The following is a 23,335-nucleotide window of genomic DNA, read 5'->3' as shown; positions in this document are numbered from 1 at the left end:
GCTTCTTAGAGAACGAGTCGTTCTCTAAGGAGAGGCGTCATGGGCGTCGTGCTGTCCGGGTTGATGCTGGCGATGCTGCTGGGCGCGCTCGATCAGACGATCATGGCGCCCGCGCTGCCGGCCGTGGCGGGCAGCCTGGGCGGGCTGGACCAGATGCCCGCCGTCGTCAGCGCCTACCTCGCCGCCGCCACCGTGGTCATGCCCGTCTACGGCAAGCTCGGCGACCGGTACGGCCGCAAGCCCACCATGCAGGTCGCCATCGTCGTGTTCGTGACCGGGGCCGTGCTGTGCGCGGTGGCCACGTCGATGCCGCAGTTCATCGCCTTCCGGGCCGTGCAGGGCCTGGGCGGCGGCGGGTTGATGATCGGGGCGCAGGCGATCATCGGCGAGGTGGTGAGCCCGCGCGAGCGGGGCCGCTACCTCGGGCTCATCGGGGCCATGTACGTGGTGGCCGCCGTGGGCGGGCCGCTGGTCGGGGGGTTCTTCGTCGACCGGCTGAGCTGGCGGTGGATCTTCGCGATCTACCCGCCGCTCGGGGTGCTGGCGCTGGTCGTGCTGAGCGCCACCCTGCGGCTGCCGAGGCCGCGCGGGCAGGCGGGCCGGGCGCCGCTCGACGTCGCCGGGGCCGTCACGCTGGCCGTCGCCGTGGTCGGGGTGGTCCTGCTGGGACAGACCGGGAACCCCGTCTATCTCGGTGTGGCGATCGCCGGGGCGCTGGCGTGGCTGGTCAGCGCCCGGTTCGCCAGGGACCCGATCCTGCCGCTGCGGCTGTTCCGGGACCGGGCGTTCGCGGTGCCGGTGTCGATCAGCCTGCTCATCGGGTTCGCGTTGTTCGGGACGATCACGTACATGCCGGCCTACCTGCAGATCGCGCTGCGCTCCAGCGCGACGGGGGCGGGGCTGCTGGTGACGGCGCTGATGGCGGGCGTGCTCGCCACGACCGTCGTGTCCGGGCGGCTGATCACGCGGACCGGGAGGTACCGGCCGTACCCGATCGCGGGCACGGCCGTGGCCGCCGCCGGGCTCGGGCTGATCGGCCTGGCGGGCCGCGACCCGCTCGCGCTGGCCGGAGCGATGCTGGTGACCGGGCTGGGGGTCGGGCTCGTCATGCAGACCATGGTGCTGGCCGCCCAGAACGCCGTGGAGTACGCCGACCTGGGCACCGCCACCTCGTCGGTGACCTTCCTGCGCCAGGTCGGCGCGTCCGCCGGGGTCGCGCTGGTGGGCGCGCTGATCACGCTGAGGTCCGGGATCTCCGCCACGAACCCGTCCGACGTCCCCGACAGCATGCGGGAGGCCTTCGCCGCGGCCGTGCCGCCGGTTTTCGCGGCCATGGCGCCGCTGCTGGCCGTGGCGTTCTTCCTCGCGCTGGCGCTGCCGGCGCGTCCGCTTCGCACCACCGCCTATGCCGAGGAGAGATCGTGAAACTCGTCGCACCGCTGGCCGCCTTCGGCCGGGACGACCTGGCCATGGCCGGGGGCAAGGGCGCCAACCTGGGCGAGCTCGTCAGGAACGGCTTCCCCGTCCCGGGCGGCTTCGTCGTCACCACCCACGCCTACGACGTGATCGCCCAGGGGCACGGCACGCGGGCGTACTTCGAGCAGGTCGAGCTGCCCGACGAGCTGCGGGAGGCCGTCGCCGGCGCGTACGCCGCGCTCGGCGGCGGGGCCGTGGCCGTGCGCTCCAGCGCCACCGCCGAGGACCTGCCGGGGGCCGCGTTCGCCGGCCAGCAGGACACGTACCTGAACGTCGTGGGCGAGCGGGCCGTGCTCGACGCCGTACGCCGCTGCTGGGGCTCGCTCTGGACCGACCGCGCCGTCGCCTACCGCGCCCGGCTCGGCATCGACGACTCCGAGGTGCGGATCGCGGTCGTGGTGCAGAGCATGGTCGAGGCGGACCTGGCGGGCGTCATGTTCACCGCGAACCCGGTCACCGGCGACCGCGCCCAGCTCGTCGTCGACGCCGGCAGCGGGCTCGGCGAGGCCGTGGTGTCCGGCCTGGTCACGCCCGACCACTACGTGATCTCCGACGCCGGCACGGCCTTCACGCCGGGGCGTCACGAGGTCGTCATCAGGGGCGCGGCGGGCGGGGGAGTCACGCGCGAGACGGGCTCGGCCGCTCAGGAGCGCCTGCCCGACGCGGCGCTCGGGGAGCTGGCCAGGCTGGGGAAGGAGGTCGCCGCGCACTTCGGGCGGCCCCAGGACATCGAGTGGGCGTACGCGGGCGGTCGCGTCCACCTGCTGCAGGCCCGGCCCATGACCGCGCTGCCGCCGCCCCCGATCGGGAGGCTCAACCCGGCCCAGCGCCGCATCGCCACCATTCTGATGGAGTACCTCCCGGAACGGCCCTATCCGATCGACATGACGACCTGGATCCCGTACGGCCCCGTCGGGCTGATGGCCAGAGTGGCGGCCGGCTTCGGCATAGCCGGCGTGTTCGAGGGGTTCCTGCGGGAGGAGGACGGCGTCGTCTACCAGCTCGTTCCGCGGAGCCCGCGCCCCACCCGGAAGCTGCCGGCCGTCCCGTTCAGCCTGCTGGCCAGGGCCAGGAGGTTCGACCCCGCCCGCTGGACCGAGGACCCGCGCTTGCGCGCCTACCTCGCCGCGGTCAGGGAGCTGGCCGCCCGCGACCTGGCGGAGCTGCCGTGGGCGGAGCTCGTCCGCGTGCCCCGGCAAGCCCTGGACCTGGTGGACCCGGTGGCCGGCCTGCGCGCGGACTACCTGCCCGGCACCGGGCTGGCGCTGCTGCGGCTGCTGGTGGCGGTCAAGCTGCTCGGGCGCGGCCGGCTCTTCGGCGACCTGCTGCACGGGGCGCGTACCCGCACCACCGACGCCAACCAGGCGCTGGACCGGCTGGCCGGGCTGGCCAGGCGGACGGGCGCGCTCGACGGGGGCCCGAGGCCGGCCGAGTTCGAGGAGGGGCTGCGGGCGTTCCTGGCCGAGTACGGCCACCGCGAGACCTCGAGCCCGATCCTCGTCACCACGCCCACCTGGTCCGATGCCCCCGAGACCGTCATCGACCTGATCAAGGTGCTGGCCGCCGCGCCGCCCGCGCGCAAGGACGGCGACGACGCTCTCGGCCGCCTGCTCCGCCACCCGTGGCTGACAGCCGGCGGCCGCGCCCGGATGCGGCGGCGGGTGGAGGCCGCCCGCGCGGGCGTCGCGTTCCGCGAGGACAGCCACTTCTTCTTCATGATGCCGCAGCCCATCCTGCGCAGATCACTCATGGAGATCGGCCGCCGCCTGCGCGGGCAGGGCGTGCTCGACCGGCCGGAGGACGTCTTCCACCTGCGACTGCCGGAGCTGGAGGCCATCCGCGACGTGACCGCCATGGCCGGCGCCGACCGGGAACGGCTGCGCGAGGCGGTTCGGGCCCGGGCGGCCAAGCGGGAGGAGCTGTCGGGCGTGCGACTGATCGACCCCGCGGCCGTCTTCCCGGTCCGCGAGACAGGGGACGCGCTGGTCACCGGCTCCCCGGCCAGCGGCGGCGTGACGACCGGGCCGGTGAAGCTGATCAGGGAGCCGGCCGAGTTCGCCAGGCTGGAGAGCGGCGACGTGCTCGTCTGCCCGTACACGAACCCGTCGTGGACGCCCCTGTTCCAGCTGGCGTCGGCCGTGGTCGTGGACGCCGGCGGCGCGGCCTCGCACGCCGCCATTGTCGCCAGGGAGTACGGGATCCCGGCCGTCATGGGCACCGGCAGGGCCACCTCCGTGCTGGTGGACGGCCAGCCGGTGACCGTGAACGGCGACACCGGTCGCGTCACCCGAGCTCTCTAAGATGCCATGGTGACCGACCACCGCAAGCTGCCGCGACGCCGGGGCGAGGCGCTGAACGCCGCGATCTTCCAGGCGACGCTCGACGAGCTGGCCGAGGCCGGCTACGCCGGGCTGACCATGGAGCGCGTCGCCGAGCGGGCCAAGGCCAGCAAGGCGTCGCTCTACCGGCGCTGGCCCACCCGCATCGAGCTGGTGATGGACGCGGTCTACAACTCGCTGCCCACCCCCGGGGCCGCGCCCGACACCGGCAACCTGCGCGACGACCTGGTGGCCATGCTCAGGATGACGTCGAAGGCGCTGGCGGGCCCGGCGGGCGAGGCCATGCGCGGGCTGCTCGGCGAGGCGCTGAGCAGCGGGTCCCCGCTGCGCGCCCTGCGCAAGGACTCCCAGAGCACCTCCAGGAGGCTGATGACGGAGGTCGTCGGCCGGGCCGTCGAGCGCGGCGAGGTCGCCCCCGAGGCCGTCACCCCCCGCCGCCTCGACGCCGGTCACGCGCTGCTGCGCCACCACTTCCTCTTCGAGGGCTCGCCCGTCCCCGACGAGCTCGTCGTCGCGATCGTGGACGAGGTGCTGGTGCCGCTGTTCACGCCGGGCTGAACTGGCCCATCAGAGTCCTGCCACGCCTGATCGCGCTCCTCGTCACAACGATGGTCATCCACACGCTCACCAGCGCGCTCGTCGCGACCATCGCCAGGAACGACCAGGACGCCTTCTCCAGGCCCAGCACCAGCAGGGTCGCGACGGCGCCCCAGGCGAGCGCGTTGCAGAGGGCCGCCGACGCGAGGATCTGGCCGGTGCCGCGCACGTCGGAACCCAGCGACGGCGCGCCCGCCGCCGTCATGGGCAGCGGCAGGACCAGCGCCATGATGAGCGGCACGTGGAAGCCCCCTGCCATCGCTTCGCCCAGCGGCCCGACGGGATAGCCGGCGTGCAGGAAGGCGAGGCTCACGAAGGTCAGGCCGACCAACCCGACGGGGATCACGAGCCACCAGGCCGTCATGACAACCCGTCGCGCGGTCATCCGCGTGAGCGGCCCGTGCACGGAACGGCGCATCGCGGCGAGGCAGGTGTTGAGCAGCGGCGCCACCGAGAGCACGGATATGACGCCCGCCATGCCGAACAGACTCTGCGCCATGCCCTGTATGTTCCTGGCGACCGGCCCGGCTTCGGCCCACACGCCGCGCAGGCTGGCCACGTCTGCCGTGTCGCGCAGGCCCGGGTTCCACATGAGCAGGAGCGCCGCCCCCATGCAGGTCAGGACCGCCGCGAGCGGAACGGTCAAGGTCCGGGCCCCCGGGACGCGCCGGTGGTGGAGCCACGCGTCGGCGGCACCCGAGACCAGGTCGAGCACCGTGCGCACGCGTGCCGGTCGCGACGCGATCAGGTCGGCGACCTCCTCGCCGTAACGCTCCCGCCACGCCTTCGGGTAGAGGCTGAGCATCGCCGACGCCACCGCGCGCATCATGCGAGCCCCCAAGCCGCTCCCGTGCGCCTGGCGCCTGCCTGCTCGATGCGGCGTAGGGTGGCGAGCTGCTCGCCGAGCGCCGAGCGCCCGCTCTCGGTGATCCGGTACGGCTTGCGCCGCTCGGCCGACTCGACCGGCTCGATCCAGCCACGCTCCTCCAGCCGCATCAGCGCCCCGTAGAGCGTGCCGGGCTCCAGCGAGGTCCCCGAGAACTCCTCGATGTCGTTGATCATGCGATAGCCGTGTTTCTGCCCCTCGGCCAGGCTGATGAGCACCAGCAGCGCCACGTCCGTGAAGCGGCCGAGCTCCTTCGTTCTCCGTGCCATGTATTCAGTAAAACTTAGTAAGTCTTACTGAGCAAGCCCGATCGCCGAAGCCGCCAGCCGCATCGAGTGCTCGAACGCCGCGCGCCTGTTCTCGATCGTGTTGTTGAACTGGCCGAACACCTCGAAGTTGACCCACCCGTACAGCGTGGTCCACGCGGACAGGCCGCGCCAGAGCACGTCGTCGGGCACGCCGGGCATGAGCCCGCGGATCGCCTCCGCCTCCGGCGCCAGCTCGCGCGGGGCCTCGCCGGGAAGGACCTGGACCGCGCCCGCGGCCCACGCGTCGGAGACGATCCGGCCCAGCACGGTGACGTCGCGGATCCGGGCCGGGACCGTGTCCTGCGGAGCCTGGTAGCCGGGCACGGGGGAGCCGTAGAGCAGCGCGTACTCGTGCGGGTGCGCCAGCGCCCAGTCGCGTACGGCGTGGCAGGCCGTCATCCACCGGCGCGGGTAGTCGCCCTGCCGGCACTCGGCGTCGGCGCGCTCCACGCTCTCGCCGAGCGCGTTGTAGCCGTCGATGATCAACGCGGTCAGCAGGTCGTCGCGGCTCGGGAAATAGCGGTAGATGGCCGAGGAGACCATGCCCATCTCCCGGGCGACCGCCCGCAGCGACAGGCCGCCGGCGCCGTCGGTGGCGAGCTGGCGACGCGCGATGTCGGTGATCTCCCTGGTGAGCTCGGCCCTGACGCGTTCTCTGGCGGTGCGGCTGGCTGTCATGGATGCAGGCTATCAGAGCGGTGGAAAAAAACGAGAGCACTGCTCTTGACGAGCTCTGCTCTTTTGAGAGAGCATTGCTCTCGTAAGCGAATGGCAGTTCACGGAGGACCGAAATGCTCGGCACAGTCAAAGGCGCCAACGCCGTCCTGATGTTCTTCCTGGAGCTCGGCGTGCTGGCCTCCGTGGGATACTGGGGCTTCACCCTGAGCGCCGCCTGGTGGATCCGGCTGCTGGCCGGGGTGGGTGCGCCGGCGCTGTTCATCGCCGCGTGGGCGCTGTTCGGGGCGGGCGGGGGCGCCAACGCCACGTTCCCCCTCACCGGCCTGGCCCGCGCCGCGCTGGAGATCCTCTGGTTCGGCGGCGGCGCCGTCGCGCTCTACGCCTCCGGCCTGGTGACCCCCGCCGTCGTCTTCTTCGCTGTGTTCGTCGTCAACGCGGTTCTCCGCATCATCTGGAAGCAGGTCTGATCATGGGTAAGCACGTCGTCGTGGGCTCCGGCCAGGTCGGCACGCATGTGGCGAACAAGCTGCTCGCTCAGGGACACGAGGTCGCCGTCGTGACCCGCTCGGGCAGCGGTCCCGAGGGGGCCGTCAAGGTGGCCGCCGACATCTCCGACAAGGCCGGGCTGATCGAGGCGACCAAGGGGGCCGACGTCCTCTACAACTGCGTCAACCCCAAGTACCACCGCTGGCTCACCGACTGGCCGCCGATGGCCGAGTCGTTCCTGGCCGCCGCCGAGGCGAGCGGCGCCGTGTACGTGATGCTCGGCAACCTCTACCCGTACGGGCCCGTGAACGGCCCCATGACCGAGGACCTGCCGCTCGCCTCCGCCAACCCCAAGTTCCGGGTGCGGGCGAAGATGTGGCGGGACGCGCTGGCCGCGCACGAGGCGGGCCGGATCAGGACGACCGAGGTGCGCGGCTCCGACTTCTTCGGCCCGGGCGCCAGCGACCAGTCCTACCTGGGCGGCCGGTTCCTCGTACCGCTCAGGGAGGGCAAGACCATCCAGCTGGTCTACCCTCCGGACATGCCGCACAGCTGGACCTACCTGCCCGACGTGGCGGACGCGCTGATCGTGGCCGGCGGCGACGAGCGGGCCTGGGGCCGGCCGTGGCACGTGCCCACCGGCGAGCCGCTGAGCTTCCGCCAGATGGGGGAGCGGATGGCCGCGCTGCTCGGGCGGCCCGCGCCCAAGTTCGCGCAGCTCCCGTGGCCGCTGGTCAGGGTGGCCGGCCTGTTCTCGCCCATGATCGGGGAGCTCGGCCACGTCAGGTACCAGTTCACGCAGCCGTTCGTGCTCGACTCCTCGGCCTTCCAGACCACGTTCGGTGTCGCGCCTACGCCGATCGAAGTGAGCCTCAAGGCTACGCTCGAGGCGTGAAGATAGCCGTGATCGGCCTGGGTGACATCGCGGAGAAGGCCTACCTCCCCGTGCTCGCCGCCCAGCCCTCCCTCGACCTGCACCTCTGCACGCGCAACCAGGCCCGCCTGGACCGGCTCGGCGACACCTACCGGATCGCCGGGCGGTCCACGAGCGTGGACGAGGTGATCAAGGCGGGGGCCGACGCGGCGTTCGTGCACGCGGCCACCGAGGCGCACCCGCAGATCGTGGAGCCCCTGCTCAAAGCGGGGATCCACGTCTACGTCGACAAGCCGATCGCCTACACGCTCCAGGACTCCGAGCGGCTCGTACGGCTCGCGGAGACCGAGGGAAGGTCGCTGATGGTCGGCTTCAACCGCCGGTACGCGCCCGGATACGCCGGGCTCGCCGCCCATCCCCGGCACCTCGTCCTCATGGAGAAGAACCGCGACAACCAGCCCGACGAGCCGCGCCGGGTGATCTTCGACGACTTCATCCACGTGGTGGACACCCTCAGGTTCCTCGCCCCCGGCCCGGTGACCGGCACCAGGAGCCGGACCCGCGTCAGGGAGGGCCTCCTCGAGCACGTCGTCCTGGAGCTGACGGGCGACGGCTTCACCGCCATCGGCGTCATGAACCGGACGAGCGGGGCGAGCGAGGAGACCTGCGAGGCCATGGGCGACGGCGCCAAGCGCCGCGTGGCCAACCTCGGCGACGTCGTCGACTACCGGGGCGGCGAGATGCTCGCCCGTCGCCCCGACTGGGTGCCGGTGGCCAGGCAGCGCGGCATCGAGCAGATCTGCCTCGACTTCCTCGCCGCCGTGCGCGAGGGCCGCCGCATCGCCGCCGACGACGCCCTCGCCACCCACGCGCTCTGCGAGGAGATCGTCAGCCGGGCAGCTTGAGCATCTCCTTGTCGGCCTTGGCCAGCATCCGCCCGAACACGGACTCGCCCAGCCTGGTCAGCACGGTGTACCCCTGGGTGTCGCTCATCGGGCTGGACGACGACACGACGCCGGCCAGCGCGTCGCCGTACAGGGCGGGACCGCCGCTCCCGCCGGCGGCGGCGTGGCAGTTGCGCGTGATCATCAGCCCGGGCCCCTCGGAGAGGCCCTCGCTCGCGTCGCCCACGCACCGGTACATCTTCGTGCCCGGATAGCCCTTGCCCGCCGGATAGCCGAGCAGTTCGAGCCCGCGCAGCTTCGTGCCCCTGGTGGTGGGCATCGGCCGCACGCCCTTGCCGGTGACGGCCTCCAGCGGGCGCTCGCGGCGCGCCACACCGACCAGGCCGACGTCGTACGGCAGCAGACTCGCCGAGTACGGCTCGGTGCGCCACCTGTCGGGCACCCACACGCGCACGGCCTGCCAGACCCCCAGCTTCGGCTGCCCCAGGTCGTAGCCGGGCAGGAAGGTCACCTGCTGGAGCGAGCGGCCGTTCTGGTAGAGGCAGTGCGCGGCGGTGACCACCAGGCTGCGGCTGCGCGAGCCGATCACCGTGCCCCCGCACAGCACGTTCGTCCGCGTCACGGGGTCGCGGCCGAGCAGGACCCCCGTGAGGCGCCGCGCCCCCGTGTAGGGGCGCGGGACCGGCGCATAGCCCAGGCGGTCGCCGTCGGGGGTCAGGACGCGGGGTACGGGGACGTTACGTTGCGACACCTCGGCGACGGCGGTGGGGTCGAGCAGGACCAGAGACAGCACCAACCTGAGCACACTCCCACCTTAAGGTGACGATGATCAGTGCTCTGACCTGCAACATCAATCTTTACCTCAACTTGTGTACTGAGAGCCCAGCGCGCGCAGCCGGGCGTGCGCCGACTCGTAGGCGGCCGGGCGGCCCAGATACTCCTTGGGCAGTTTCGCGACCATCGTGTAGTTGGTGTCGCACACGTTGCCGACCGGCGCCTGCCCGGCCTGGCTGACGAGCTGGTAGGCGTCCAGCGTGTCCAGCCCGGTCAGCTCCGACGTCCAGGTGACCAGGTCGTGCTGGCTGATCCGGTACGCGTCCTCCAGCGGCCTGGCCGAACCCGTGGACATCAGGTGCAGGTCGTCCTCCAGCCGCGGCCACGGCGTCGCCACCCCCTTGACCAGCTCGACCGCGACCACGGTGTTCATGGCCGACTCCACGGCGGTGCCGCAGACCTCACCGTGCCCCTGCAACCCGTGGCCGTCGCCGATCGAGAACATCCCGCCCTCGACGTTGACGCCCAGGTAGACGGTGACGCCCGCGCGCAGCTCCGGGGTGTCCATGTTGCCGCCGTGCGCGTCCGGGGTGATCGTCATGCGTGCCTCGTTCGCGGCGGGGGCCACGCCGACCGTGCCGTGCATCGGGTCGAGCGGCAGCGCCACGCTGAAGTCGCTGTTGCGGGCGTGGTAGACGGCCACGCCCCGGTCGAGGTCGATGTCGTACCGCCAGACCCGCTCCTCCAGCGGCGGCTGCAGCATGGCCGTGGTGTGGGTGCCGGTCAGCGCGCCGAAGTGCGGGAACGTCGTCGACACCGCCCAGTCCCTGGCCGGTGTGATCTTCACGAAGTGCAGGGCCAGCGTGTCGCCGGGCTCGGCGCCCTCGACGTGGAAGGGGCCCGTCACCGGGTTCAGGTAGGGGAACTCGCACACCTGCGACGGCAGGTCGTCCACGGTCCGCACGCGGCCGCCGAAGCAGTCCTCGGTGTACAGCTCCAGGATCGTGCCCGGCCGTACCTTGCCGACGGCCGAGCGGCCCCCGAAGGTGTAGCTCAGGTCCTCCGGGGAGGGACGGTAGGAGACGACGTTCATTGAACCTCCGAGGGGAGTACGGGCCGGCGGCCGCGGGCGTACGAGATGCCGAGGACGACGAGGCCGACGGCCAGCCAGATGCCGCCGGCCCACTGTGCGTAGACGCTCTGGTTGAAGACGACGGCCACCAGGACGACGATGCCGACCACGGGCACGACCAGGTGCGCGAGCCAGTTGCGGCTGCGCTGCCTGATGACGTAGTGGACGACGACGGAGACGTGCAGCAGCAGGAACGCGGCCATGGCGCCGAAGTTGACCAGCGAGCTCAGCTCGCCGATGCCGGTCGGCCGCGTGCTCATGTAGACACCGATGATCAGGGAGAGCGCGGCCACCACGAGGGTCGCGTTGACCGGCACCTTGTGCTTGGGGTCCACCTTCGCGAGGAACGAGGGGAGCTGGCGGTCGCGGCCCATCGCGAACAGCAGGCGCGAGGTGGCCGCCTGCGCGACCAGCGAGTTGGCGAACCCCCACGCGACGGCGGTGGCCACGGCCGTCAGCACCGACAGCCAGTGCCCGCCGGCGAACTCCGCGGTGGTGTAGAACGCGCTGCCCGCCGGGTCGTCGTTCGCGATCAGAGCGTCACGGCCGGGGGTGAGCAGCGCGGCGACCCAGGTCTGCGCCACGAACAGCACCGCGGCCAGCCCCAGCGCGGCCACCATGGAACGGCCGAGCCGGCGGGCGTCCTCGCGGTTCTCCTCCGCCAGCGTGGAGATGCCGTCGAAGCCGAGGAACGACAGCACGGCCACCGACGCGGCGGCCAGGACCACGCTCCAGCTGAATCCGGCGGAGTCGAAGAACGGGGTGAGCGCGCCGGTCTGCGCCTTGCCCTGGGCCAGCGCGATGCCACCGACCACCAGGAAGATCGCCAGCACCGCGAGCTCGGCCACCAGCATGATCCGGGTGATCCTGGCGGTCATCTGGATGCCGAGATAGTTCACGACCGTGTTGAGCACGATGAACGCCACCAGCCACAGCCAGACGGGCACCGCGGGCACGAACGAGTTCATGGCCACGCCGGCCACCAGGTAGAGCAGCGAGGGCACGAGCACGTAGTCGAGCAGGATCGCCCACCCGGCGATGAACCCGACGGGGGCGGCGATTCCCCGGCCCGCGTACGTGTAGACCGAGCCGGCCATGGGGAACGCGCGGGCCATCTGCGCGTACGACAGCGCCGTGAACGCCATCGCCACCAGGCCGATGACATAGGCGAGCGCCACCATCCCGTGGGAGACGGCGAAGACGTGGCCGAAGATGCCGAACGGGGCGATCGGCACCATGAAGATCAAGCCATAGATCATCAGGTCGGCGAAGCCTAAGGAACGCTGGAGTTCCTGGCGGTAGCCGAACTGCTCGACTGTGCTCATTACGGCTCCTAGCTGCGTGGGGGGCGATTCGCACCCTAGAGCCAAAGCTTTCTACTGAAAAGGTTTCTCTAGAAAGAATCCCAGGCCGTCCGCCCTGCCCAGGTGCACGGGATGGCGTACCTGGCGGTCGAGCAGCGTGAGCGTGCCCCGGGCGCTGGTGATCTCGGTGCCGTCGGCGACCGCGTCGAGCGCGGGCACGGCCAGCGACCCCGCCCGCGCCGCCAGCGCGGCCAGCATCGCCACGGCCTCGTAGCAGCCGTGGCCGTGGGCGTTCAGCATGGGGGCGTCCTCGCCGAACCTGGCCGCGTACCGCTCGGCGAAGTCGAGACCGGCGTCGGTGGACAGGTCGCGGAAGTAGCCCATGGACGCGTACAGCTCGCCGGTGACGTCCCCGCCGACGCCCAGCAGGCCGTGCTCCTCCAGCGCCCCGCACAGCCGGGCCGCGCCGAGCCCGGCGGCCGCGTACGCCCGGTTGAACGCCATGAGGTCGCTGCCGATCAGCGTCAGCAGGATGGCGTCGGGCCGCGCGTCCGCCACCCGGTCGAGCCGGCTGGCGGCCTCGCCGTACGGGACGAAGCTCTCGCCCACCACGCTCGCGCCCCGGGCGCGCAGCCGCCCGCGGGCGCTGGCGTGCACCAGGCGCGGCCAGACGTAGTCGTTGCCCAGCAGGTACCAGCGGCGCGCCTTGCGCGCGCCGGCCAGCCACTCGATGCCCGGCGCGAGCTGCCTGCCCGGGGTCTCGCCGAGGAAGTAGACGCCCGGCGCGTGGCCGCCGCCCTCGTACGGCGGCGCGTACACGAACGGCACCCGCCCGGCGATCGCGGCCACGACCTCCACCCGCACGTCGCTCGCGTGGGCGCCCGCGACGGCCTGCACCGTCTCCGAGCCGACCAGCCCGGCCACCTCGGCCGCCACCTGGCGCGCGGGCCGGCCGCCGTCGATGAGCACCAGCTCGACCGGCCTGCCCAGCACGCCGCCGCCGGCGTTGACCTCCTCGGCGGCCAGCACCGCGCAGTTGATCGCGCACGGGCCCATCAGGCCGAGCACCCCTGACACGGGCACGACCAGGCCGATCCTGATCGACTCCGACGGTATGAGCCGCGCTTCCAACGGATCGACGGTCGCCGCCACGCCGACGAGTATCCTCCGTTCTAGCTCTCCGATGAAAGGACCTTTCTCCATGACCACCTCTGGGCTCGGGTCCTCACTCGCCTACCTGCTGAGCCGTGCGGAGCGCAGTGTCAACCGCGGGCTGGCCGCGGTGCTGGCCGGCGAGGACGTCACGGTCGAGCAGTGGCGCATCATGCGGGCGCTGGCCGACGGGCACGGCGACTCGATGGGCGAGCTGGCGGAGGCGGTGCTGATGCCGCACCCGACGCTGACCAAGGCGATCGACCGGCTGATCGACCGGGCGCTGGTCTATCGCGGGCCGTCCAAGGGTGACCGGCGGCGGGTGGCGGTGTTCGTCTCGGACCGGGGGGCGGAGCTGCTCGCGCGGGTGGACGGGGCGGTGGCCGAGCATCACGGGCTGATCGCGGGGGCGTTCGGGCGGGAGCGCACGGAGCAGCTCATGCGCGACCTGGAGAGGCTGATGGAGGCCCTCGACTACGCGGAGCTCCGCGTCTGACCTACCGGTCCGCCGGGGGCGTGCGCTCTTCCCCAACGCCGGGCGCGCCGCCGACGTGGGCTGGGGTCCTTGGAGAGGGCGGGTGCGGTGGGTCGCTGCCGTCGGTGGGGGCCGTTGTCGTGGTGGGTTCAGCGGGTGAGCGTTTTCGCGAACAGGGCGGCGTGGGCCTTGATGCGGTCTCGGGCGCGCTCGCGCTGGGCCTCCGTGGCGTTCCCGTGCAGCCACAGCAGCCGGGCGTGGGCGATCGGGGCCAGGAGGGCGTAGGCGAGGTCGTCGGGAGTGCCCAGGTCCGTACGGATCCGCCCCTCCGACTGCCACCGCGCGAACACCTCGGCGAGATGGCCCAGTACGTTCTCGATGCCCACGGAGAGGGTGTCGTCGTGGATCAGGCCGTCACGTGAGACCAGGCTCATGACCTGCCTGGACTGCGGGGTGTCCCACGCGGCCAGCACCCGGGCCGCGAACGACTCGACGAAGGCCGCCGGTTCGTCCGGGGCCTGGTCGAGCGCCACGTCGGCCGCCTGCGGGCCGGCCAGGGACATGGCCGCGTCGTAGATCGCCTGCTTGCTGGCGAAGTGCGCGTAAAGGACGCTCTCGCTCAGCCCCACCTCTCTGGCGATGGCCCTGATCGAGGTCCCCGCGTACCCCTTCTGTGCGAACAGGCGCAGTGCGGCGTCCAGGAGTGCGGCCTTGGTGTCGCCTGCCTCGGCCTTGGAAGGACGGCCCGGACGGCGGCCGCTGGTGATGCTGCTCACGAGGACATCCAATCACCTTGAAAAATAATCGCTCGTTCGATTAGTTTAGAGACACGGAGAGAGATGGGAGCGGAAATGTTCACTTCGCGGATTCCCGAGCGTGAGATCGCCGAGCGGCCGGCCGGTTACGGCGGGCCGAACCTGTCGCCGATGGGCCTGGAGCTGGTGCCGCATGCGTTCACCGAGGGCGTGTACGCGTTGATGGCGAGCCTCCCGCCGAAGGACAACAACGGGGTGGTGGCCGGGCGGGACGCGGCGCTGGTCGTCGACGCCGGGATCACACCCGAAATTTCGGCAAAAATCCAGGCGATCGCCGCCCACCTGACCGACCGGCCCCTCCGCTACCTGGTCAACACCACCTACCACGGCGATCACAGCTTCGGCAACGCCGCGTTCCCCGACGAGGTCGTCGTCGTCTCGTCCCGGACGAACCGCGACAACATGTCCGACCTCGCGTACGAGAAGCAGACCAGGTCGGCGAACATGTACGGCGACGACGCCCTGCTCGACGCGGTCACCACGTGGCGCCTGCCCGACCTCGTGTTCGACGAGTACGCGGAGATCGACCTCGGCGGGCGCGTGGTCCAGCTGCACCACTTCGGCCCCGGCAACGGTCCGGGGGACACCGTCGTATATGTGCCCGACACCCGCACCGCGTGGACCGGCAACTTCGTCTGTCACGCGGGTACGGCCCACATGCTGCTCCAGGGCGGTCCTGAGCCGTACCTGGGGTCGTTGCGCAGGATGCGCGAGGCTCTGCCCGAGCTGGAGACGATCGTCCCGGGCCACGGCCCGATGGGCGACGGGCCGGCGGCGGTGGACGCCCTCATCGGCTATCTGGAGCGGCTGCACGATGAGGTGCTGGCCAGTGTGCGGGCGGGGCGCAGCCTGGAGGAGACGTACGCGGCCTGCGCCGATCCGTGGGCGGAGGCGCTCGATCCCGGCCTGGCGGCGGCCCTGGCCCGTTATCCGGTGCCGCGGGAACTGGCCGAGCAGGGGATGCTCGCGCTCTGCCGGGACCTCCACCGGCTCAACGTCCTGGCCACTTACCGCCTCTACGAGCACCAGTAACGTCCGCGCCACCGTCGCAGGGGGCTGGGGTTTTCCGGGAAGGGTGGGCGCGCGGTGGTGGCGCGCCCACCCTGGTTCAGCCGGTGGGACTGAGGTGTGGTTACGGGTAGAGGCCGCGGAGCTGGTGGGCCTCGACGACGCGGCCCACGCCGATGACGTGCGCCGCCTGCCGGAGCGTCAGGCCGCGTTCGGCCGCCGCGGACTTCACCTCGGCGAAGGCCTCCAGCATGAGCTCGCGCAGCTTGCGCTCGACTTCTTCGGCGCTCCACGAGTAGGCCTGCAGGTTCTGCACCCACTCGAGGTAGGACACGATCACCCCGCCCGCGTTGGCGAGGATGTCGGGCACCACCGTGGTGCCGTTGGCCGTCAGGATCTCGTCGGCCTCGGGCGTGGTGGGGCCGTTCGCGCCCTCCACGATCAGCCGGGCGCGGATCCGGGGCGCGTTGGCCTCGGTGATCGCGCCTTCGAGGGCCGCCGGGACGAGGATGTCCACGTCCAGCTCCAGCAGCTCGTCATGGGTCAGCGCGTCGGCCTCGCGGAAGCCGCGCACGCCCCCGGCCTCGGCCGCGTACGCGACCAGGGCGGGGATGTCGAGGCCGCCGCGTGCGTACACGGCTCCCGTGGCGTCGGAGACGGCCACCACCTTGCAACCCGCGTCGGCCAGGAACTGCGCGGCCGGCCCGCCCACCTTGCCGAAGCCCTGCACGGCGACGGTGCTGCCGGCGGGCGAGCGGCCGAGCGCGGCCAGCGCCGCGATCTGCACGCCGCGCGAGGTGGCGGAGATGCGTCCGTGCGAGCCGCCCAGCGTCTTCGGCTTGCCGGTGACGACGCCGGGCACCGGGAAGCCGGTGTGGACGCTGTAGGTGTCCATGATCCAGGCCATGGTCTGCGCGTCGGTGCCGACGTCCGGAGCCGGGATGTCCTGCTCAGGGCCGATCAGCGGCATGACCTCGTTGACGTAGCGGCGGGTCATGCGCTCCCGCTCGCGCTCGGTGAGTGTGGACGGATCCACGGCCACGCCGCCCTTGGCGCCGCCGTACGGGATGCCGACCAGCGCGCACTTCCACGTCATCCACATCGCGAGCGCGGTGACCTCGTGGATGTCGGTGTCCGGATGAAAACGGAGCCCGCCCTTGGCGGGTCCTCGCGAGACGTTGTGCTGGACGCGGAAGCCCTGCACGACGTCCAGGCGGCCGTTCTCGCGCCGGACCGGGACCGAGACGGTCAGCGACCGCCGGGGCGTGGCCAGCATCGTGCGGAGCCCGTCGTCGAGTCCGAGCTGCTCGGCGGCCTGGTCGAGTTGGTGGAGTGCGGAGTCGAGGGCCTGACGGCCCGGGGTGATCAGGGCCGGCGTCTTTGACGGCACCATGATGCTCATGGAAGAGAATCCTCCTGCTATGACGCCCTTTTAAAGAAGGAAGCGCCATTGCCTCCCACTTTGGGCGTGCTTGTCTCGATCATCCTAAGGCGGAGGGTTTGACCTTGCCTAGCGGTCGATGAAATCCCGAGGTGCTGTGGCCGTGCCACTCTGGCAGGCTTGCGTCCGGTCAGTGTGCTGAATCGTGAATATCTCGGGGAGTGAGATGCCCGCACTCGTGATGGGGCCGATGCTGCGATACGTGGACTCCGTCAGCGCCTCGATCTGGGTGGAGACCGCCGAGCCCTGCACGGTCACCATCGAGGCGGACGGCAGGTCTTACCGGTCGCCTACCTTCACCGTGCACGGTCACCACTACGCGATCGTGGATCTCGTTGAACTCTCCCAGGATATCGGGTCGTATTCGGTGAGGCTCGACGGGGAGCAGGTATGGCCCCTGGCGGGTCGTCCGCCGAGCCGGATCCGGCTGCTGCCCGCCGATGGGCTGCGCAAGCTGGCGTTCGGCTCCTGCCGCACCAGCGTCCCGCATGACGCCACGTACGTCCTCACCCACGGCGACGACGTCCTGCGCGCGTACGGCGAGCACCTCCCCAGCGCGGACGACGAGGAGTGGCCGGACCTGCTGGTGCTCCTCGGCGACCAGGTCTACGCCGACAACCCCTCGCCCGCGATGCTCGAATACATCCGCTCCCGCAGGAGCACGGAGCCGCAGGGGGAGATCGCCGACTTCGAGGAGTACGCCGAGCTCTACCGCCTGGCCTGGACCGACGAGGAGATCCGCTGGCTGCTGTCCACCGTCCCGTCCGCGATGATCTTCGACGACCACGACCTGCGTGACGACTGGAACACCTCGCAGCCCTGGCGCGAGCAGATGGCCGCCGTGCCGTGGTGGCCGCACCGCGTCGTCGCGGGGCTGGGGGCGTACTGGATCTATCAGCACCTCGGCAACCTCTCGCCGGCCGAGCGCGCGGAGGACCCGCTGCTGCGCAAGCTGATGGACGGCGACGGCGGCGCGGCCCTGGACTCGTTCGCGGAGAAGGCCGACGCCGAGCCGAGCAGCAACCGCTGGAGCTACGCCCGCGACCTCGGCAACGCCCGCCTGATCATGGTGGACACCAGGTGCGCCAGGCAGCTCACCCCCGGCGACCGCCGCATGCTCGACCTGGGGGAGTGGGCCTGGCTGGAGGAGCAGGTCGCCGCCCCGGCCGAGCGGCTGATCATCGGCTCGTCGATCCCGTTCCTGCTCCCCGAGGGCGTCCACGGCGTGCAGAACTGGAACGAGGCCCTGTGCGACGGCAAGTGGGGCGGGCCGGCGCGGCGGTGGTCGGAGAAGTTCCGGCAGCGCATCGACCTGGAGCACTGGGCGGCGTTCCGGCGCTCGTTCGAGGACCTGTCCCGGCTGCTGGTGAAGGCCGGCAGGCCCGTGCTGATCCTCTCGGGCGACGTCCACTACTCCTACCTGGCCAAGGCCGGTGCCGGGCAGATCTACCAGATCGTCTGCTCGCCGATCCGCAACCCGCTCAGCCGCCTGCTCCGCTGGGCCAACGTGTTCACCCAGTTCTCCATCGCCACGCTGGTCGGCGGCCTGCTGGCGCGGCTGGCGGGCATCCCGAAGCCGCCGTTCAGGTGGCGGGTCACGAAGGGGCCCTGGTTCCAGAACGCGGTGGCCACGCTGACCCTGCCCGACGAGGTCACCTGGTACGAGTCCGTCGGCGATGCGGTCAGGCCGATCGACTCCGTCCGCCTACGCTGAAGCGCATGCACAAGGATGATTACGCCGCCGCCGTGCCGTTCTACGACCTCTGGCACGAGGACGGGCATGTCCCGATGGTGCGGGAGCTGCTTCCCCTGCTGCTGAAGGGGGTGCGGCGGAGCGTGCTCGAGATCGGCGCGGGCACCGGCCTGATCACCGAGCTGATCGCCAGGGAGACGCCGGCCGAGATCTACGCCCTGGAGCCGTCGCTGGGCATGCGCTCGGTCCTGGTCTCCCGCCTGGCGTCCGACCCCGCGACGCTGCGGCGGGTGACCGTGCTGCCTTATGGGGCGCTCGACGTGGAGGTGGACGAGCCGGTCGAGGCGGTCGTGATGATCTCCGTCCTGCAGAGCTTCGACGCGGAGGAGCGGGCCACGCTGTGGGAGGTGCTGGCCAGGCAGCTGGAGCCGGGCGGGCGGCTGGTGTTCAACTGGCGGGAGCGGTCCGCGCCGGTGCCGGGCGATCTGGAGGTCATGGGGTCGTACCAGGTCGGCAGGCACGCGTACGAGGTGGCCGGGCAGGTGCTGGAGGCCGAGGGGGAGAGCGTCACCACGCGCTTCGTCTACCGGATCAAGCAGCACGGCGTGGCCATCAGCGAGGACGAGGTGGTCCTCACGAACCACTGGCCCGCCCGGGAACGGCTGGTCTCGGAGCTGGAGAGCGCGGGCTTCACCCCGGAGCCGGCTCCGGAGGGGATGGAGGTGTGGCGCCTCCCGTAGCCACAAGAAAAGTGGAACCGCCCTCCGGCGTGCGGTCAACAACAGGGTGACCGCATGAGAGAGGACCGGCAGAGTGGTGGGTGTTCAGGATGTGCCTGAGACGCTGGATGACTCGACGCTGATCGGGCATTCGCTGGCCGACCCGGAGAGTTTCGCGGCGCTGTTCGACCGGCACGCCGACGAGATCCACAGGTACGCGGCCCGGCGCCTCGGGACCGAGCTGGCCGACGACGTGACGGGGGAGGTGTTCCTCGTCGCGTTCCGCCGGCGGGCGCGTTACGACCGCTCGTGGCCCGATGCCAGGCCATGGTTATACGGCATCGCGACCAATGTCGTCGCCCAGCACCGCAGAGCCGAACGGCGGCGCACCGCCGCCATGGCCAAGGTGAACGTGGAGCGCCCCGGCAGCTTCGACGACCGCAGCGCGGATCGGGTGACCGCCGAGCAGCTCCAGCCCAGACTGGCCAGGGCGCTCACCCGGCTCAGCGCGGGCGAGCGCGACCTGCTGCTGCTCGTGGCGTGGGCGGACCTGACGTACGAGGACGCGGCGCTCGCGCTCGGCGTGCCGGTCGGCACCGTCAGGTCCAGGCTCCACAGGCTCCGCGTCAAGGTGCGCAGGGCTCTCGGCGGCACCGATCCCTTCGCAGCAGAGGAGCCCCAGCATGGATGAGGACGAGATCCGCACGTTCGCCGACGGCCGGCCCGCCGTGCCGCCGTACGGGGCCGAGGCGAGGGCCACGGCGCGGGAACGGCTGCTGGTGGAGGCGCGTGGCGGGGGCCGCTTTCGCCTGCCCGGATTCGGCTGGCAGGCCGCGGCCGCGTTCGGGGTCACGGTCGCGCTGGTCGGCGGGGTGGCCGTGGCCCTGACGAACCAGGGCCACGGGAGCACCGGCCCCGCCACGGGGGTGACCCAGTCGGCCGCCGTGTCGTCCTCCGACGAACTGGCTCCCCGTCCCGGCCAGTTCATCCTGATCGAGTCCGACACCATGTACAGGTCGATGTCGGCCGGACAGAGCGGCGAGACCACCCGCCACCTCTACCGGACCCACAGGAAGATCTGGCAGTCGGTGGACGGGAGCGCGAACGGCCTGCTGCTGATCGAGGGCCGCGAGCCCCAGCCGTGGCCGGGCGAGCAGCTGCCGGCGGACGCCAAGAACTGGCAGGGCTCCGACTGGCACGTGCTGCCGGCCTGCCCCTCCCAGCTGGGCGAGAACCGCACCGACTACACCTACCTGAGCACGCTGCCGACGGACGTCGCCGGGATGCGGGCACGCCTCTACAAGATGCCCGCCGTGGCGGCCGAAGCCAAGGGCGACGAGAACGACCGGGCCGCCTTCGACCATCTGACGGACCTGGTCAGGGAGACGTACCTGCCGAAGGCGCAGCGCGACGCGCTCTTCGAGGCGGCCAAGTCGATCCCCGGCGTGCAGGTGACCGAGGGGGTTGAGGACTCGTCGGGCCGCAAGGGGGTGGCGCTCGGGCGGGTCGACCCCCAGGGCATCCTCAGGCAGGCCATCTTCGACCCGGCCACGCACGTGTTCATGGGGGAGCGGGAGACGGTCGTGGACGACCGGCTCGCCCGGGCTCCCAAGGGGAGCGTGCTGGCGCTGACCGCCCAGCTCAAGACGTCGGTGGTGGACGTGCTGCCGCAGGCGACGCCGTCGGACAAGGGAGAGGCGGCGGCCTGCGCCCCGTCCAGCGCCGAGCCCGCCCCGGGCGAGACGAGCTCGGCCGTGCCGTCGGCGTTGCCGAGCGACGAGGCCGTCACGGAGCCGGTGCCGACCATGACGGCCTCGCTGGAGGCGACGGACGGCCCGACCGCGCCGCCGGAGCCGGCGATCAGCGCGGAGCCGTCGGACGGGCCCGCCGCGCCGCCGACGGTCACTGAGGGGCCGTCGGACGAGCCGGCGCCGGCGACCGCGAAGGCGTCCCCGGCCGGCAAATGACCACCCAGACGGGTGACCGGGCGCCGTAACGGCGCCCGGCCCCGTGAACCGGAGGAGCGTCTCCCTGGGCAGGGCCCGGCCACGTGCGGTGGCTGGGCCCTCCCGTGCTCCGCCGTAAAAACCCTGCGAAGCTCAGCCCTGAACGGCGGGTCGGCTTTCTGAAACCGGGTCAGGCGGTGTTGAGCTCGTAGAGCGCGTCGGCGAGCTGGTTGACGGCCCAGATCAGGTCCTCCTCGGAGACCACGATGGGCGGGGCGAGGCGGATCGTGGAGCCGTGGGTGTCCTTGGCGAGGACGCTCCGCGCCATCAGCGCCTTCGACACCTCGCGGCCGGTCGCGAGCTCCGGGTCGATGTCCACGCCGGCCCACAGCCCGCGCCCGCGCACCTCCAGGACCCCCTTGCCGATCAGCTCGCGCAGCCGGGCGTGCAGCACCTCACCCAGCTTGGCGGCCCTGGCCTGGAACTCGCCGGTGTTCAGCAGCTCGATGACCGCGATGCCCACCGCGCACGCCAGCGGGTTGCCGCCGAACGTGGACCCGTGCTGGCCGGGCTGGATGACCCCGAGCACGTCGCGGTTCGCGGCGATGGCCGAGACCGGTACGACGCCGCCGCCGAGCGCCTTGCCCAGGACGTAGACGTCGGGCACGACCCCTTCGTAGTCGCACGCGAACGTCTGCCCGGTGCGCCCCAGCCCCGACTGCACCTCGTCGGCGATCATCAGGATCCCCTGCGCGGTGCAGAGCTCCCGGATCTCGCTCAGGTACCCGTCCGGCGGCACGAGCACCCCGGCCTCGCCCTGGATCGGCTCGACCAGCACCGCGACCGTGTTCGGGTCGACGGCCTGCCTGATCGCCTCGGTGGAGCCGTACGGCACGAGCCGGAAGCCCGGCGTGTAGGGCCCGAAGTTGTCGTGCGCCTCCGGATCGGTGGAGAAGCTCACGATCGTGGTGGTGCGGCCGTGGAAGTTGCCTTCCATCACGATGATGTTCGCCTGGTCGGGCTCGACGCCCTTGACCTCGTAGCCCCATTTGCGGGCCACCTTGATGGCGGTCTCGACGGCCTCGGCACCGGTGTTCATGGGCAGGATCAGGTCCTTGCCCGTGAGGTCGCCGAGCCCGGCGCAGAACTGCGCGAACTGGTCGTGGTAGAACGCGCGGCTGGTCAGGGTCAGGTTGTCGAGCTGGTCGCGGGCCGCCTCGATGATCTTCGGGTGGCCGTGGCCGAAGTTGAGCGAGGAATAGCCGGACAGGCAGTCCAGATATCGTTTGCCCTCCACGTCGGTGACCCAGGCGCCGTGCGCCTCGTGGATCACGACGGGAAGCGGATGGTAGTTGTGCGCGCTACGGCGCTCGCTCATCTCGATGAGCTCTGCGCTGGTGGTCATGGTCAGTTCTCCCCCCTGATCTCCAGTGTGCAGCACTTGGGTCCGCCACCTGCTTTACGCAGCTCCGACAGGTCGACGGGGATGACTTCGTAGCCGCGCCGCTTGAGCTCCAGCTGCAGGTTCGACGCTTCGGCGTTGATGACGACGTTCCTGCCGTCGCTGACGGCGTTCAAACCGAGCACCTCGGCGTCGTCGGCGGTCGCGATCAGCGCGTCCGGGAACAGCTTGCGCAGCACCTTCCTGCTGCCCTCGGAGAACGCCTCCGGGTAGTACGCGACATTGCGCCCGTCGAGCGGGAACAGCGCCGTGTCCAGGTGGTAGAAGCGCGGGTCCACCAGCGTCAGGGAGATCACCGGGCGGCCCAGGAACTCCTGCGCCTCCTGGTGCGCCACCACGTCCGTGCGGAAGCCGGTGCCGGCCAGGATGACGTCGTCGAGCGTGAGGAAGTCGCCCTCACCCTCGTTGACGTGCAGCGGCTCGCGCGCCGGGTAGCCGCGCTCGGTGAACCACCGCAGGTAGGCGGGCCCCTCGGGGCCGCGCTCGGCGTGGGCGAACCGGGCGCCGTAGACGAGGCCGTCCACGACCAGCGCGCCGTTGGCGGCGAAGACCATGTCGGGCAGCCCCTCGATCGGGTCGATCAGGCTGACCCGGTGTCCGAGCTCCTCGTACGCCGCCTTCAGACCCTCCCACTGCCGGACCGCCAGGTCGCGGTCCGCACCGGCCTCGGGGTCCATCCACGGGTTGATCGCGTACTCGACCGTGAAGTAGTCCGGACGGCACATCAGGAAGTGTTTGGGCATGCAGGTCTCCGTCGAGGTTTATGGGTGGATGTCCTTTTCGAAGGGACGGAGACAGCCTAAGAATGCATGTTTATGCAGGCCAAGTGTTTGGCATTGCGTGTTCGCGCGGGTCTGTTGCGTCT

The 23,335-nt window shown here is 71.4% G+C and carries 23 protein-coding genes; 12 read left to right on the top strand and 11 right to left on the bottom strand.

The annotated features are described in order from the left end of the window. Window positions 1-39: 39 nt before the first annotated feature. Genes ACWDRB_RS17900 through ACWDRB_RS17890 form a run of 3 tightly spaced genes read left to right on the top strand, consistent with a single transcriptional unit; the run spans window position 40 to window position 4,373 of the window. Window positions 40-1,425, top strand: a complete 1,386-nt coding sequence (locus ACWDRB_RS17900; protein ID WP_449895053.1) for an MFS transporter — start codon at window positions 40-42, stop codon at window positions 1,423-1,425. After that, the gene (locus ACWDRB_RS17895) at window positions 1,422-3,776 is read left to right on the top strand and encodes a PEP/pyruvate-binding domain-containing protein (protein ID WP_449895051.1); all 2,355 of its coding nucleotides are present in this window, start codon (window positions 1,422-1,424) and stop codon (window positions 3,774-3,776) included. The genes ACWDRB_RS17900 and ACWDRB_RS17895 overlap by 4 nt, the downstream gene beginning before the upstream one ends. Window positions 3,777-3,782: 6 nt before the next feature. After that, window positions 3,783-4,373: a TetR/AcrR family transcriptional regulator gene (locus tag ACWDRB_RS17890; RefSeq protein WP_449895048.1), complete on the top strand. Its 591-nt coding sequence runs from the start codon at window positions 3,783-3,785 to the stop codon at window positions 4,371-4,373. Here the strand turns inward: ACWDRB_RS17890 and ACWDRB_RS17885 are convergent. From ACWDRB_RS17885 to ACWDRB_RS17875, 3 genes are read right to left on the bottom strand one after another with little or no spacing between them, the layout of a single operon-like run. After that, the gene (locus ACWDRB_RS17885; protein ID WP_449895045.1) at window positions 4,360-5,241 is read right to left on the bottom strand and encodes a hypothetical protein; all 882 of its coding nucleotides are present in this window, start codon (window positions 5,239-5,241) and stop codon (window positions 4,360-4,362) included. The genes ACWDRB_RS17890 and ACWDRB_RS17885 overlap by 14 nt on opposite strands. After that, window positions 5,238-5,567, bottom strand: a complete 330-nt coding sequence (locus ACWDRB_RS17880; protein WP_397367058.1) for a PadR family transcriptional regulator — start codon at window positions 5,565-5,567, stop codon at window positions 5,238-5,240. The genes ACWDRB_RS17885 and ACWDRB_RS17880 overlap by 4 nt, the downstream gene beginning before the upstream one ends. 24 nt (window positions 5,568-5,591) lie before the next feature. Beyond that, window positions 5,592-6,284, bottom strand: coding sequence for a TetR/AcrR family transcriptional regulator (locus tag ACWDRB_RS17875; RefSeq protein ID WP_449895041.1), 693 nt, complete (start codon window positions 6,282-6,284; stop codon window positions 5,592-5,594). 113 nt (window positions 6,285-6,397) lie between these two features. Here ACWDRB_RS17875 and ACWDRB_RS17870 point away from each other — a divergent pair, with 113 nt between their 5' ends. From ACWDRB_RS17870 to ACWDRB_RS17860, 3 genes are read left to right on the top strand one after another with little or no spacing between them, the layout of a single operon-like run. Then, the gene (locus tag ACWDRB_RS17870) at window positions 6,398-6,751 is read left to right on the top strand and encodes a YrdB family protein (RefSeq protein WP_397367060.1); all 354 of its coding nucleotides are present in this window, start codon (window positions 6,398-6,400) and stop codon (window positions 6,749-6,751) included. Between the two features lie 2 nt (window positions 6,752-6,753). After that, a complete protein-coding gene (locus tag ACWDRB_RS17865; RefSeq protein WP_449895038.1) occupies window positions 6,754-7,665 on the top strand; it encodes an NAD-dependent epimerase/dehydratase family protein in 912 nt (303 codons plus the stop codon). Further along, window positions 7,662-8,549 (top strand): Gfo/Idh/MocA family protein, encoded by an 888-nt coding sequence (locus ACWDRB_RS17860; protein ID WP_449895036.1) that lies wholly within the window; start codon window positions 7,662-7,664, stop codon window positions 8,547-8,549. The genes ACWDRB_RS17865 and ACWDRB_RS17860 overlap by 4 nt, the downstream gene beginning before the upstream one ends. Here ACWDRB_RS17860 and ACWDRB_RS17855 read toward each other — a convergent pair. The 4 genes from ACWDRB_RS17855 to ACWDRB_RS17840 are packed head-to-tail and all read right to left on the bottom strand — an operon-like array spanning window position 8,533 to window position 12,911. Further along, window positions 8,533-9,354: a trypsin-like serine peptidase gene (locus ACWDRB_RS17855; RefSeq protein WP_449895034.1), complete on the bottom strand. Its 822-nt coding sequence runs from the start codon at window positions 9,352-9,354 to the stop codon at window positions 8,533-8,535. The genes ACWDRB_RS17860 and ACWDRB_RS17855 overlap by 17 nt on opposite strands. Before the next feature lie 57 nt (window positions 9,355-9,411). Further along, window positions 9,412-10,416: an acetamidase/formamidase family protein gene (locus ACWDRB_RS17850; protein WP_350725005.1), complete on the bottom strand. Its 1,005-nt coding sequence runs from the start codon at window positions 10,414-10,416 to the stop codon at window positions 9,412-9,414. After that, window positions 10,413-11,780 (bottom strand): APC family permease, encoded by a 1,368-nt coding sequence (locus tag ACWDRB_RS17845; protein ID WP_364239959.1) that lies wholly within the window; start codon window positions 11,778-11,780, stop codon window positions 10,413-10,415. Before ACWDRB_RS17845 ends, ACWDRB_RS17850 begins: the two co-directional genes overlap by 4 nt. Before the next feature lie 51 nt (window positions 11,781-11,831). Continuing rightward, on the bottom strand, window positions 11,832-12,911 hold the full coding sequence (locus ACWDRB_RS17840; RefSeq protein ID WP_449895031.1) for a substrate-binding domain-containing protein: 1,080 nt from the start codon (window positions 12,909-12,911) through the stop codon (window positions 11,832-11,834). Between the two features lie 49 nt (window positions 12,912-12,960). Between ACWDRB_RS17840 and ACWDRB_RS17835 the strand changes: the two genes are divergently transcribed. After that, the gene (locus ACWDRB_RS17835) at window positions 12,961-13,407 is read left to right on the top strand and encodes a MarR family winged helix-turn-helix transcriptional regulator (protein WP_350725011.1); all 447 of its coding nucleotides are present in this window, start codon (window positions 12,961-12,963) and stop codon (window positions 13,405-13,407) included. Between the two features lie 128 nt (window positions 13,408-13,535). On the opposite strand, the gene ACWDRB_RS17830 is transcribed toward ACWDRB_RS17835, so the two are convergent. Continuing rightward, entirely contained in the window at window positions 13,536-14,162 is a 627-nt protein-coding gene (locus tag ACWDRB_RS17830; protein WP_355201928.1) for a TetR/AcrR family transcriptional regulator, read from the bottom strand. Window positions 14,163-14,237: 75 nt separating this feature from the next. Here ACWDRB_RS17830 and ACWDRB_RS17825 point away from each other — a divergent pair, with 75 nt between their 5' ends. Continuing rightward, window positions 14,238-15,233 carry an MBL fold metallo-hydrolase gene (locus tag ACWDRB_RS17825; protein WP_449895026.1) on the top strand — a complete coding sequence of 332 codons (996 nt, stop codon included), beginning with the start codon at window positions 14,238-14,240 and terminating at the stop codon, window positions 15,231-15,233. Between the two features lie 100 nt (window positions 15,234-15,333). Here the strand turns inward: ACWDRB_RS17825 and ACWDRB_RS17820 are convergent, their stop codons facing one another. After that, the gene (locus tag ACWDRB_RS17820; RefSeq protein ID WP_449895023.1) at window positions 15,334-16,611 is read right to left on the bottom strand and encodes a Glu/Leu/Phe/Val family dehydrogenase; all 1,278 of its coding nucleotides are present in this window, start codon (window positions 16,609-16,611) and stop codon (window positions 15,334-15,336) included. A gap of 205 nt (window positions 16,612-16,816) precedes the next feature. Between ACWDRB_RS17820 and ACWDRB_RS17815 the strand changes: the two genes are divergently transcribed. From ACWDRB_RS17815 to ACWDRB_RS17800, 4 genes are all read left to right on the top strand, one after another. Then, a complete protein-coding gene (locus ACWDRB_RS17815; protein WP_449895021.1) occupies window positions 16,817-18,364 on the top strand; it encodes an alkaline phosphatase D family protein in 1,548 nt (515 codons plus the stop codon). 5 nt (window positions 18,365-18,369) lie between these two features. After that, a complete protein-coding gene (locus tag ACWDRB_RS17810) occupies window positions 18,370-19,083 on the top strand; it encodes a class I SAM-dependent methyltransferase (protein ID WP_449895019.1) in 714 nt (237 codons plus the stop codon). Window positions 19,084-19,174: 91 nt separating this feature from the next. Then, a complete protein-coding gene (locus ACWDRB_RS17805) occupies window positions 19,175-19,753 on the top strand; it encodes an RNA polymerase sigma factor (RefSeq protein ID WP_350725021.1) in 579 nt (192 codons plus the stop codon). After that, complete coding sequence (locus tag ACWDRB_RS17800) at window positions 19,746-21,029, top strand: CU044_5270 family protein (RefSeq protein WP_449895016.1); 1,284 nt, start codon at window positions 19,746-19,748, stop codon at window positions 21,027-21,029. The genes ACWDRB_RS17805 and ACWDRB_RS17800 overlap by 8 nt, the downstream gene beginning before the upstream one ends. Window positions 21,030-21,198: 169 nt before the next feature. Here the strand turns inward: ACWDRB_RS17800 and rocD are convergent, their stop codons facing one another. Together rocD and ddaH are read right to left on the bottom strand one after the other, a co-directional pair. Further along, complete coding sequence (rocD, locus tag ACWDRB_RS17795; protein ID WP_364239944.1) at window positions 21,199-22,413, bottom strand: ornithine--oxo-acid transaminase; 1,215 nt, start codon at window positions 22,411-22,413, stop codon at window positions 21,199-21,201. Between the two features lie 2 nt (window positions 22,414-22,415). Then, window positions 22,416-23,213 carry a dimethylargininase gene (ddaH, locus tag ACWDRB_RS17790; RefSeq protein WP_449895014.1) on the bottom strand — a complete coding sequence of 266 codons (798 nt, stop codon included), beginning with the start codon at window positions 23,211-23,213 and terminating at the stop codon, window positions 22,416-22,418. Between the last annotated feature and the right edge of the window lie 122 nt (window positions 23,214-23,335).

The organism is Nonomuraea sp. NPDC003707, assembly GCF_053587055.1.
The sequence above is the reverse complement of the archived record's forward strand: the minus strand, read 5'-3'. Positions and strand labels throughout refer to the sequence as shown.